Annotated in this window: 9 protein-coding genes; 4 read left to right on the plus strand and 5 right to left on the minus strand. The window is 47.3% G+C overall.

Going from position 1 to position 11,979, the window contains the following annotated elements; translation table 11 throughout:
* Positions 1-422: 422 nt before the first annotated feature.
* Positions 423-1,967, plus strand: coding sequence for a GAF domain-containing protein (locus WBG78_RS03105; protein WP_337324902.1), 1,545 nt, complete (start codon positions 423-425; stop codon positions 1,965-1,967).
* Positions 1,968-2,109: 142 nt separating this feature from the next.
* On the opposite strand, the gene WBG78_RS03110 is transcribed toward WBG78_RS03105, so the two are convergent.
* On the minus strand, positions 2,110-2,988 hold the full coding sequence (locus WBG78_RS03110; RefSeq protein ID WP_337324903.1) for a c-type cytochrome: 879 nt from the start codon (positions 2,986-2,988) through the stop codon (positions 2,110-2,112).
* 101 nt (positions 2,989-3,089) lie between these two features.
* Entirely contained in the window at positions 3,090-3,623 is a 534-nt protein-coding gene (locus WBG78_RS03115) for a cupin domain-containing protein (RefSeq protein ID WP_337324904.1), read from the minus strand.
* A 207-nt stretch (positions 3,624-3,830) separates the two neighbouring features.
* Here WBG78_RS03115 and WBG78_RS03120 point away from each other — a divergent pair, with 207 nt between their 5' ends.
* Entirely contained in the window at positions 3,831-4,802 is a 972-nt protein-coding gene (locus tag WBG78_RS03120) for a helix-turn-helix transcriptional regulator (protein WP_337324905.1), read from the plus strand.
* A gap of 221 nt (positions 4,803-5,023) precedes the next feature.
* Complete coding sequence (locus WBG78_RS03125) at positions 5,024-7,384, plus strand: ABC transporter permease (RefSeq protein WP_337324906.1); 2,361 nt, start codon at positions 5,024-5,026, stop codon at positions 7,382-7,384.
* A 101-nt stretch (positions 7,385-7,485) separates the two neighbouring features.
* Here the strand turns inward: WBG78_RS03125 and WBG78_RS03130 are convergent, their stop codons facing one another.
* Both WBG78_RS03130 and WBG78_RS03135 read right to left on the minus strand, forming a co-directional pair.
* On the minus strand, positions 7,486-10,140 hold the full coding sequence (locus WBG78_RS03130) for an ABC transporter permease (protein WP_337324907.1): 2,655 nt from the start codon (positions 10,138-10,140) through the stop codon (positions 7,486-7,488).
* A complete protein-coding gene (locus WBG78_RS03135; protein WP_337324908.1) occupies positions 10,140-10,463 on the minus strand; it encodes a PadR family transcriptional regulator in 324 nt (107 codons plus the stop codon). The genes WBG78_RS03130 and WBG78_RS03135 overlap by 1 nt, the downstream gene beginning before the upstream one ends.
* A 294-nt stretch (positions 10,464-10,757) precedes the next feature.
* On the opposite strand from WBG78_RS03135, the gene WBG78_RS03140 reads away from it, so the two are divergent.
* Positions 10,758-11,222: a hypothetical protein gene (locus tag WBG78_RS03140; RefSeq protein WP_337324909.1), complete on the plus strand. Its 465-nt coding sequence runs from the start codon at positions 10,758-10,760 to the stop codon at positions 11,220-11,222.
* Between the two features lie 83 nt (positions 11,223-11,305).
* Here the strand turns inward: WBG78_RS03140 and WBG78_RS03145 are convergent, their stop codons facing one another.
* A complete protein-coding gene (locus WBG78_RS03145) occupies positions 11,306-11,971 on the minus strand; it encodes an FAD-binding oxidoreductase (RefSeq protein ID WP_337324910.1) in 666 nt (221 codons plus the stop codon).
* Positions 11,972-11,979: the final 8 nt, after the last annotated feature.

The following is an 11,979-nucleotide window of genomic DNA, read 5'->3' on the forward strand; positions in this document are numbered from 1 at the left end:
GCCTGCAATCTCATTGAATAATGTTCATTCGCGGTTCTCATCAGGGCAAGCACCGAAAAAGGTCCTGTCATACCGTTCGTGTACAGAACATAAAGGTCGAAAACCAACACGCCATCGATCCCGGAGCATTTTTATCTTTTTAATCGTGCCGTACATAGTTACTTGCCGGTACTACGTTTTGCAAAGAAACTCTTAATGTCAATCCCCTCTCCCAATCAGCGCCGTCGCATCCCGCGGGTGGTGTGTGTTGTGTGATTTAAAGACTGAGCTGAGTGCCAGGCATACGTTTTTTTAAACTAGTGTAATCGCCTCCGTTAAAGGAAGCTTTTTTAGATATCACGAAGTCTGGATGACAGAGTAACCTCTTCAAACATTGTCGTGCAATAATTAATAACCTGAGCCCTGCGCCTTTGTAAGTGACCATGAAAAAATTCTTTACAGAAAACCTCGTCGTAATCATCTTAGGAGTTTCATTTCTTACGAGTACGTTGTTTGCCATTCGTAACAACATCATCATTGAACGTAACCATGTTATCCAGAAACAAAGTGACTTGCTCAAGCAAAAGACACAGGATATTCTGGTGAAGACAGTGCACGGCCTGGACCTCGGCGTGCGCGGATATGGCCTTACAAAGTATGATAAGCTGCTCGCTCCATACCAGGAAGCCATCGCCATCTCGGCTGGAACATTCCGTCAGGTTGATTCATTGCTGGCGGTGCAGAACTATCCGGAACGCGCCGGCCTGCAGGATGTAAAACAGGAAGTGGATAAGTATATCGTGTTCAGTAATCAGATGATGGCCGTTGCGAAGTCGAACGAGAATGAGAAGCTCGTAAGCATGTTAATGGAAGATCGTGGCACCGCACTATGGGAAAGATACTCCGCCTTTAAAGTGCCGCTGTTTAAGTTTGAAGACGACCTCATCAGGGAATCACAGGCAGATTATCAGTTTGCTGTTCGCAGCAACCTCATCTTACAGATCGCCTTTTTTGTTATAGGCTTTCCAATGATTTTTGTTTTCGTGGCTAAAGTTAAAAAGGAAAGAGCAGCAAGGAAGAAAGTTCTTGAACGTGTGGAGACTACGGACGTGACGTTTGTATTCAATCCGGGCACTAAGGAGTCAAAATCCGACGATGCCATAAATGAAACATCGATAGAGAACATTCGCAGTGCCAGTACATTTGTGCAGGCAGTGGCTTCCGGAAACTATGAGGTGGAGTGGAAAGGCATGACGTCTGAAAACATCAAAATCAATAATTCAACACTGGCTGGAAACCTTGTCAATCTCAGAGACAGACTGAAGGAAATCAAGAAAGAAGACGAGCAACGGAACTGGACCAATGAAGGTCTCGCTGAATTTTCCGAGATCGTGAGAACACATCAGCAAAACCCGGAAGAGCTTTCAATCAAGTGTATCAGTTTTCTCACCAAATATATACAGGCACAGCAAGGTTCATTATTCGTATTGGATCAATCAGGCGATGTACCTGCACTGAAACTGGCCGGTTGTTATGCCTTCGATAAGCGAAAGTTTGTTGAGAAGACGATTGGCATTGGCGAAGGCATTGTAGGACAGGCATATCTCGAAGGTGAACCGATTATGCTGAAGCAGATACCCCAGGGCTATACGCGCATCACATCCGGATTGGGTGACTCGACGCCAAGCTCTTTGGCCATTGTTCCTCTAAAGACAGATTCTCAGGTTGTCGCGATACTGGAGGTGGCAACGTTCCATCAATTGGCTCCTTATCAGATATCGTTCCTGCAGCGCGCTGGTGAGTTCCTGGCATCCGCTATCAACTCTACAACCAATACCGCCCAAATGAAGAGAATGCTCAGTGAGGCGGCAACCAGAGAAGAAGAAATGCGCCAGCGGGAAGAGGAACTTCGTCAGAATATGGAAGAGCTTCAGGCAACACAGGAAGAGCTTGCCAGAAGACAAAAGGAGTATGACAGGATGAACTGATATGTCGCATCCACGTATTGCGATAAACATTCCTCCACCGAAGCATCTGTTACGATCTCATCGTAGCTGCATTCACAAAGCAAAGGCAGCCTCCGAAGGCTGCCTTGCACAAAGTACACTGATCGAAAATTGATCGTCAATACTATTTCAAAGACTGCGCATACAGGTGAATCGCAGTGAGCTCTTGTTCAGAGAAAGACAACGTCATCTTCCAGGGCATATCATCAGCGAGCTTTGCTCCGTTTGGTCTTATGCCTGTTCGCAACGTCTTAATGAAATCACCGTGTGACCACTTGCCGGGATTGCCGGTAGCGGTAAGATCGGGGATGGGCGATCCGCCTGGTATCATTGGTCCGCGGCCTTTTAGCTGTGGACCATGACAGTTCGTACAAACTACGGCGAGATACTTCCCATACTCGGGTGTTGCCGCTGGAGTTACGGCTTGAGCAAAGGATTTTGTGTGATCTATTTTCTCCGTGGGAATCACGGGAATGACATCGAACATTCCTAATACATAGGCCAGAGGGCCTACTTTGACGGATGGGTTTTCGCGGTCCACATTTGGTATCGTCGACATGTAAGCAATGATTGCTGCGATGTCGCCCTCACTCATCTCTGCGAATTCATTTGCCGGCATATAGAGCAAGGGTTGCTTGTTCCGATCGAGACCGTGTTTGATGGCCATCACCCAGTCGCTCTCAGTGAAGTCATCAGGCAATCCGCCTTTGCCGTGAGTAATGTTTCGCGATACGATTCTTCCGATCATTCCGTCTTCAAACATTATACGACCGCCAAAATCTGATCCATGACATTCATTGCAGACACGCGTGGAGACGAGACGCGCCCCCAATGCTATCGATGCGGAATCGTAGGTCACATGAATTGGTTCGGCGTTTACATGATCATATGCTGTAGCGATGCGCATGCTCATGTTTATATAGATGACGAGATAGGCAATGCCCGCAAGAGCAATAATACCCGCGATAACAATGCCGGTAATTTTGAAGATCTTTTTTAGCATGGGGATGATGTTTAGTCTGGGAGTAACGTGTAGTATGATAGTGAAGTGGAATCTGGAAGTGATGAGCAGTCGATAAGAACAATCGTGTTGAATATGAGAGATCAGCAGTAACGCCGGACCAGCTCGCTTTCGACATGTTGTGATCTGGATGCAATCAGGCGCAGCAGCGGCATGAACCATCTGAAAACGCCGGAGGGAATGATCCCGGACATCGTAACAAGAACGGCCATGTGACGAATGTTCTTTGGGATAGAGTTCTTGTCGACTAGTCCGTCTGTGGCTAAGCCGTAGCCAATGGCAATGGCCTTTTCAAAACCTGGCTGTGCCGGCGTAATTTCGGCGAGGAACTTTACCGGCTTCTTTGTATGGTTGTTAAAACAATGCATCGTGTTGGCCATGACGAGAGCAGTATCGCCATCGCGCAACAACCTTTGTTGATCGCCCACTGTAACCGTAAGATCTCCGTTCAGTACTTCGAACTTTTCGGAGTAGTCAATATGACGGTGAAGAGTGTTCCCTCCTCCCGGATTGACGATGATTTCCATTAATGTTGTTTCGCCATTCGTCTCGTCAGATGATTTCAAAAGGGTAACTCTGTCGCCAATTACAGGATTGTGAAAGACGCGCTTATTCATGATGACTGCATTTTGGAGTGGCTTAACGCAATGCAGCTTTTCCTGATAGTACGCGGAAAGGATTTCCACCTACGCGAAAAGAACTACTTTGCACGGACGTGGGATTTGATGCGTTTCAGGGCTATCTTACAGATACCCAGCTGACATCCCGTCTGATTCCCGACGTTAATTGCAACTCAGACCAACATTTGTCCGTATGGGACCAGCATGAGCGTTTCCCTCAAACTTGAACTCGACAAGGTCACGGTGGTCGGTTCGCCGTTTAACCAGGGCATGCCCCGACAGCGCGTCGATTTTAACATCGATCCTGAACTCGGAGTATTTGGTATGGATACAGTCGTCCACAAACATTTTGCGCTAGGAGAAACCTTCGCGGTCTTGAATCATGATGTAACTCTGGTCCCACCACCAGGGCAACCAACACACTACGGAATTGCAGTCATGCATAGCAAAGTAGCGACGGTAAAATTCATGGATCGGGATTGGTTCAATGTCGTGAAGGGAGAATACCACATGACGTACAATCCCGGTGTAGAAGAAGCTCACCGTTTCAAGGCCGGCAACGTGATGAAGTCCCATTATATTCAGGTTGAGCCTTACTTTTTGAATGAGCTGCTGATGAGTGTTTCTCCAGGGAGAAATACGCCATTGTGGGATTTTAAGGAGCAGGTAATCAGGGGTGAATTTGCAAACTCGGGCGGCGCGGTGTCACTCCCTGCATTCTATCAGGTGATACAGAATGTTTTTGATTGTCCACTGGATGGACCGCTGGGAGACATTATGCTTGAAGGCAGTCTTCATCAGTTGATGGCCCTTCAATTTTCCATGATGGGTGCACAACACCAGACGAGTCCGGTTAGTCATCGCGAGCAGGAAACTTTCTACGCCATCAAAGATCATCTACGCGCAACCTTTCTTGAGGAGCACTCACTTCTTGCATTGTCGCGCAAATTTGGCATCAACCAGAACAAGCTGAAGACAGGTTTTCGCGAACTATTCGGAACGCCTGTGATATCATACCTGTATGACCTCAGAATGGACTTTGCCCGCACTCTGTTGCTGGATAAGAACATGAATGTAAACGAGGTATCACCAATGGTGGGGTACCGAAATGCCAATCACTTCTCAACTGCCTTCAAGCGGAAGTTTGGAATCAGTCCGTCACGCTTGAAATATTAGCGAAGGTCTTTCCATCCAAATCAACTCCCGTCCCAGGCAGTGCGCCGTTCAATTTTATTTCCAACGGGATAATACAATATGTTGTCCATTAATGGGCAGCTCCATTTCTATTAATGGTCAGGTGGCAAATGGTAATGCGGCAAATTCCTGCAATTTTGCACTTCTGACGCGCCACTGCAATTGGCATTAATGTGGTGTGGCCTGCCGGAAATATAACGCCTATGCTCCGACACAATCTGCTTATCATCTTAAGGAACGCCAGAAGGTCAGCCGGCGTGTTTGCCATTAACCTTATCGGACTTGCGTCGGGATTAACCTGTGCATTACTGATCTACCTCTGGGTCAAAGACGAAGTATCAATGGACGCCTTCTATAAGAATGGCGACCGGATTTACTTTGCCTGGGAACACCGTAAAAAAGCAGATGGAATATGGACCTCGTCCCGAACAAACGGTCCACTCGGCCAGGCGTTAAAAGATGAAGTGCCTGAAGTTGAATTGACATGCACGACAACGCGCTCCGATAACTTTTCGCTTCAGGTCAAAGAGACCGAATTAAAGGTCGATGGTCGCTACGCTGGCAAGGACTTCTTTGAGTTATTCTCGTTGCCAATGGTCGAGGGCAAAGCGGGACAGGTATTGAACGACATGAAATCGATCGTGATCTCAAGGAACGTTGCTAAAATGCTTTTTGGCGATACTGGTTCTGCATTGAATCAAATGATTGAAGTCGATCATGGCGATCAGTTTATAGTGTCGGGCGTGTTTGAAGATCTGCCACAGCAGTCAAGTGAGCGCTTCGACTTCGTATTGTCCTTCTCGTTTTTCGAGTCAAAGGAAAGCTGGGCAAAGGAATGGGGAAGCACTTCATTTGCCACCTATGTTTTATTGAGAGAAGGCACGGATATTAATCAAGTTAACGCAAAGATTGCCGACTTCGTAAGCATCAAGACAAGTGACCCGAGCAAATACAAAACACTATTTCTTAAGCCATTCCAGGAAGTTTACCTGTACAGCGAGTATCTCAATGGCGTTCAGAAGGGAGGTCGAATCGTTTATGTGAAATTGTTCAGCATTATCGCGCTGTTTATCCTTTCAATAGCGTGTATCAACTTCATGAATTTATCCACGGCCAAGTCGGCTCAGCGCATTAAAGAGGTTGGAATCAAGAAGGCAATGGGGGCCGGACGCTGGACGCTATTGGCGCAGCACATAGGGGAGTCGTTGGTGACATCATATTTAGCATTGCTGCTGGCGCTTCTCGTGACAGATCTGTGTATGCGACCGTTCAACAACATTACCGGAAAATCGCTTTCCCTTCAATTCGATGGTCAGATGATTGTCGTGTTGCTCGCCATTGGCTTCATCACAGGATTGCTGGCGGGTACGTATCCTGCGTTTTACGTTTCAGCATTCCGTCCCGCAACAACGTTAAAGGGAAAACTTCATTCATCACTCGGTGAGGTCTGGATCCGTAAAGGGCTTGTCGTGTTTCAGTTTGCACTTTCCGTCATTCTGATTGTTTCTGTTCTCGTTGTTCAAAGTCAGATCGCCTTTGTTCAGGAAGCTAATCTGGGATATGATCGCAGCAATGTGCTGATGATGCCACGCCAGGGCGATATGTGGGATGTTAAACGCCTTGAAACGTTCCTCGCAGAAGCGGAAAGAATCCCCGGCAAAATCAGTTCAACAGTTATCGGCCACAACATGACAGGCCACAACAGTGGTACCTGGGGCCTGGTTTGGAATGGTAAGGATCCGAATGATCGCACCGAGTTCGAACAAGTTGGTGTGGGAAATAACGTTGATAAAGTTTTCGGTTTTCAGATCATCCAGGGAAGAGGAATCGACGGCAGCAACCTGGCCGATTCGAATAAGCTTGTGATCAATGAGACCGCCGCTAAGTTCATGGCCCTGAAAAATCCCATTGGCGAGAAGGTGACCTTGTGGGGCAAGGAATCTGAAATTGTTGGTATCGTTAAAGACTTTTCATACGAATCATTGCATCAGCCGAACAAGCCCCTGTTTTTTCGATTGAACAACAATGCCTGGCTGATGGCCGTGAAGATTGAAAAAGGCAAAGAGCAATCAGTGGTTGCATCACTCCAGGAGCTTCATCAAAAGATCAATCCCAAATTCACGTTTGTATACAATTTTCTCGACGACCAATATCAGCGTCAATACGCTTCCGAGCAGCGTGTCAGTAAATTGTCGCGTTACTTTGCGGGACTTGCCATACTGATTTCCTGCCTGGGACTTCTTGGTCTCGCGGCATTTACTGCGGAGCGTCGTACCAAGGAGATTGGAATCCGGAAAGTACTGGGATCATCGGAGATGGGAATCGTCTATCTGCTCACGTCGGAGTTCACAAAGATTGTATTGCTGTCAGTACTGATCTCATTGCCGGTTAGCTACTTCGCATCTAACGCATGGCTTGATACGTTTGCTTTCAGAACTTCATTGAACGGGTGGTATTTTCTTATCGCTGGACTGCTCGCTGTATTGATTGCGTGGTTTACGGTTTCGATCCAGGCATTTCGCGCAGCGCGTGCCAATCCTGCATCGTGCCTGAGAGATCAGTAGCCTCCACGTTAGTTTAAAACATCAGCTAATCCACGCAACTTCAAGTCAATCACCGAAGCCCCGGCCAGTAGTCGAAGCTTCGGGGATTGCTGCAACTAAGCTTAATCGTAACGAAGTTTATCAACTGGATTAAGGGTTGCTGCCCGCATAGATTTTCCGAGAATGACCAGCAGCGCCACTGCCAGTACAATGATACCTGGCACCACGAAGTAATACCAGCTAAGGCTTACGTGGTTCCTGAAGTTGGAAAGCCAATCGTTGACGAAGTAAACTGCGACAGGCACCGCCAACGCGAACGACAATACGATCAGCAGCAGATATTCACGCGTAAACAATGTGAGAATGTTCGCAATGCTTGCACCCAGTACTTTGCGAATTGCCACTTCCTTCCCTTTTCTGTTGACGACGAATGTAATAAGTCCGTACAGGCCGAGGCTGCCAATAGTTAGCAGCACAATGGAGAACAGCTGGAACAGTTTTGCATATCGGTCTTCCTGCACGTAGTAGGCTGCAATGTTCTCGTCAAGGAACACATAGGAGAACATGAACTCAGGAAACGTTTCACTCCATATTTTGTCCACAACGCTGACGGCATTCTGAAGCGCTACTTTGCTCGGAGGCGTGTTGATCTTGATGCTTACAATAGTATAGTTTTCAGGCTGCATTACCATCACAATGTTTCCCGGCGCCTCCTTCATTGAGTTCGAGTAGTAATCACCAACAACTCCGACGACTGTGACAATTGTCTGATCACCCATCTTCAGCTTTTGTCCGAGGGCCTCAGTTGGACTTCCAAGCGCGAGACCTTTCAGCAAAGTTTCATTGATGAGAATGTTTCTGGCTGTGTCAGCCTTTACAAGATTACGCCCCGCGAGTAGTTTGATATTGTATAGGTCCAGGAAGTTCTCATCAATCGACACGTATTCATATACCTGAAAGTCACTCATGGATGATGCCTCGGGTCGGCCAATGTCTGCGTAAGATCCGTTACGTCGAACGCCTCCCGGAAGGGTGTAGCTAAAGCTTACGTCTGTCACAAAGGCCTGCGACCGAAGCTTGTCTTCCATTCCTTTCAACACGACCGGGTCCCTGACAGGAGTGCGTGCAGCGATAACGTTGTCTTTGTCGAAGCCCATGTCCGTATTGCCAAAGTATCGCATTTGCATCACGATGATGAATGTGCCCACGACCATGATCTGCGTTAACGTGAACTGCGCCACGACCAGCACTTTCCTGAAGCTGAAACCTCCAACTTTGTCAGTTCCAAATTTGCTTTTTAACGTTTCCACTGGATTAAGTCGCGAAAGCACTAAGGATGGATAGAAGCCGGCGAACAGTGTAAGGACGACTATTATTGCCGAGACAACCACCATCATGTCCTTTCCCGGAAGGGTGATAAAGCTTGACGGCATGTTGAGCAGTCCCTGGAGATAAAATACAAGAAGCTGACAAATTCCCAGCGCCACAAAACCTGCCATGGATACAACCAGGAATGTTTCTATAAGGTATTGCACCATTACCTGGCGACGTATGCTGCCCATCACTTTCCGGAGTCCAATCTCCTTGGCTCGCAACGACGATTGGGCCGTTGATAGATTAATGTAATTGATACTCGCCGTGAGCAGCAGGAATAAGGCCACAGCAGCAAGACCCATCAGCGTTTCTTTGCTGATGGTTCGTCGCGTATAAGTTCCAAACCTTGAATCGAAATGAACGTCTGATAACTTTTGGAGAAGGTAATGCCTGGAGTCAGAAAGTTCCTTCCAGGTATGAGTGGCGTGAGTTTTGGCGATCTTCTTTTCAATGTCCTGAGGAGACGCGCCTGGCGCGACCGTTACATAAGTGTGATGTGAGTCATTCACAGCTACCCAATCATTCATACGCTGTTCACCGTTTAACCGCGGCAGCGTGGAATATGACAGCAGTACTGTAAACGGGAAGTCAGTATTGCTAGGGAAGTCTTCAATCACGCCGGCTACCGTGAAATCAAACTTGCGTTGAAGTTTGATGTTCTGCCCAACGGGATTGCTATCGCCAAAGTATTTGCGCGCCATGGTTTTGGTTAACACAATGGTTCCTGGCTTGTCAAGAGATACAGCGCTCCCAGAGATCCATTTTAAATCGATGCCCTTATAGTCGAATACTTTGAAAAAATTGGATTGCACGAACGTGAATCCTGCCTCTTCACGATACTTGTCGAGGGTGGTTCCAGACGAATCTAATATCTCTACGTTGGCTCCGCCAAAGTATTCTATCGACGTGACGTCCACGAGCTCCGGTACTTCTGCTTTGATCGCCGGCGGCACAGGAAAGGAAATACCAGTTCTGAATTCTGACATGTCTGTACCGCCTGCACGCACTAATCTGTACGTATTATTAGCCTGACTATGGAAGGTGTCAAAGCTCTTTTCAAACTGTGTAACAGTAAAGATCACAAGGGCTGTCGCGATACCGATCACCAGTCCGAGGATGTTGATTGAAGTAGTTGTCTTGTAGGCCATCAGGCTTCTCCTGGCCATTTTAAAGTAGCTGCCGATCATCATGATTTGTCGAGGTTGTCGTTTCTGAGTCCAGAAGAACGACTTGAATAAAAATCCAAGTCCGTTTATCGTATAGCGGCGTCTGGCGTATCCGTTACCGTGTTTAATGTCGCTTGCAAACATCTCGTCCAGGTCACCAAGAATATCTTCCTGAAATGCGCGTGGAGCAAGTTGTTCTATTAGTCGAACGATTCTTTTCGGGGGTTGAGGGTTCATCACGCAGAGGGGTTACTGATGATGTCCCATATTGTGTTTCGGGTATCACGCAGCTGTTCGATGACCTGCTGTCCATAGGCCGTCATCCTGAATAGTCTTTTCCGGCGTCCACCCCGTTCGGAGGAGGAACCGCCCATACGCGATTCAACGAATCCCTTTTCTTCCAAACGGTGCAACACGGCATGCACTGCACTGATCGATATTTCGCGGCCAGCCTGCTTTTGCAGTTCTGTGACCACCGTAACGCCGTATGCTTCTTCACGAAGCATTGCCACAATCAGAAGGATAAGCTCTTCCAGTTCTCCCAGATAAAATCTCGCCATATCGATTTGTTCAACACTTGTAGGATAAATTCATGCCAGCATCAAGAAATCGCTTTCCCGCTTCCTATTGCAGTGGCGGACGAAACTGGTTGTACACTTCTGAACAGTCCTTAGCCGGAAATCGCACAAGTGTCAGGAAGGCCTTAGTGGCATTTTTTAAATGCTTTGGCCTTTGCGCAATTCAAGGTATGCACGACTTTACAGGCACATGCGATTTTGTCTCCTACTTTATATGGAATTAGAACAATCTTTACATCTCATGTTTAAAGTTTGAATTCGAAACCAACGAACATTATGCACTATTGTATTACACTAGTTCTTGCATGCATCCTCGCAATCAATTCCTTTGGACAATCATCCGAAAAATCGATTCCGTCGACCTGGGGCAGAGACTTTGTTATTGAATTCTCCTACACCGGAAGTATGGATGGCAGTCACACGGGCGGGAAAATGACCTATGACTCATGCATAATTGTTTATCAGGCCGGACACAAAGCGCCGGTAAGGGGCTCGTATCTAATGAAGGAAAACGACCGTAACGCAATACTTAAGAAGTTGCGGGAGTTTAAAGCCGAGAAAATCCAAAGTGAGGGCTCAAAGGTTGCCGTTGATGACGGCTATAGTCGTTTCATACGTATCGGAAACTTATATGTCTCGAGCGGCCCTTCATACGAAATGACCGAAGATAGCCGGCTAAGGTTTGGCGAGGTATACCACTATCTCGAGGGCTTTGCCTTGATGAAGACAAACCCGAAGTAGTGATTGATGGAGCACTACTAAGAATAAAGGATTCAAAGAAGACCGGAGCCCCATAACGAAGGGGGCTTATCTGATAGCGTGACCTACTTTTCAAATACTACAGAGTCAGGCTTCGCTCCAAGTTTCACCAGTGTCTCATTGATAGCAGCGATCATCGGATCAGGGCCGCATACGTAGAAATGTCTGCTAAAGTCATTCACCTCCGCCTTAAGGAAGGCTTCGTCGATACGACGCCGGTCGTTCTTCGTGTCTTTTTGCTGGGTGATCAGGAAGTGCGCGCGATCTCCTAGGATAGACTTGAGTTCGCTTCCAAGGATAATATCCTCGTCACGCTTATTTGAAAAGAACAGGATGTTATCAGCGACCTGATTAGTCGCTTTAAGCATTCGCAGTATCGCAAGGAAAGGAGTGATGCCGGCGCCGCCGGCTATGAAATAACCAGGACCCTTATATTCGATTGCACCCCACACGTCACGTAAAATCAACTCATCCCCTGGACGCAGATTACTTAGCTGGTCCGTTACACCATGCCGGTCAGGATAGATCTTGATGGTGAATTCAAGATAGGGTTTGTCTGTCAGTGCCGTGAATGTGAACGGACTTTTCCGGTCCTTCCATTCAGGAAGATTGACGGATACTTCTGTTGCCTGCCCGGGAACAAATGAATAGTCTGCCGGACGTTCAACACGAAACTGCTTCACATCGTGCGTTACATACTCGGCAGAAATAATTTTAACAGGAACTTCCATATCTTGAG

This window comes from Chryseolinea sp. T2 (assembly GCF_037203685.1).
Classification (GTDB): Bacteria; Bacteroidota; Bacteroidia; order Cytophagales; family Cyclobacteriaceae; genus Chryseolinea.

Coding starts and splice junctions, on each gene's coding strand:
- WBG78_RS03135 (WP_337324908.1), bottom strand. CDS start 10,463: ATGGCGAGATTTTATCTGGGAGAACTGGAAGAGCTTATCCTTCTGATT.
- WBG78_RS03115 (WP_337324904.1), bottom strand. CDS start 3,623: ATGAATAAGCGCGTCTTTCACAATCCTGTAATTGGCGACAGAGTTACC.
- WBG78_RS03125 (WP_337324906.1), top strand. CDS start 5,024: ATGCTCCGACACAATCTGCTTATCATCTTAAGGAACGCCAGAAGGTCA.
- WBG78_RS03145 (WP_337324910.1), bottom strand. CDS start 11,971: ATGGAAGTTCCTGTTAAAATTATTTCTGCCGAGTATGTAACGCACGAT.
- WBG78_RS03110 (WP_337324903.1), bottom strand. CDS start 2,988: ATGCTAAAAAAGATCTTCAAAATTACCGGCATTGTTATCGCGGGTATT.
- WBG78_RS03120 (WP_337324905.1), top strand. CDS start 3,831: ATGAGCGTTTCCCTCAAACTTGAACTCGACAAGGTCACGGTGGTCGGT.
- WBG78_RS03140 (WP_337324909.1), top strand. CDS start 10,758: ATGCACTATTGTATTACACTAGTTCTTGCATGCATCCTCGCAATCAAT.
- WBG78_RS03130 (WP_337324907.1), bottom strand. CDS start 10,140: ATGAACCCTCAACCCCCGAAAAGAATCGTTCGACTAATAGAACAACTT.
- WBG78_RS03105 (WP_337324902.1), top strand. CDS start 423: ATGAAAAAATTCTTTACAGAAAACCTCGTCGTAATCATCTTAGGAGTT.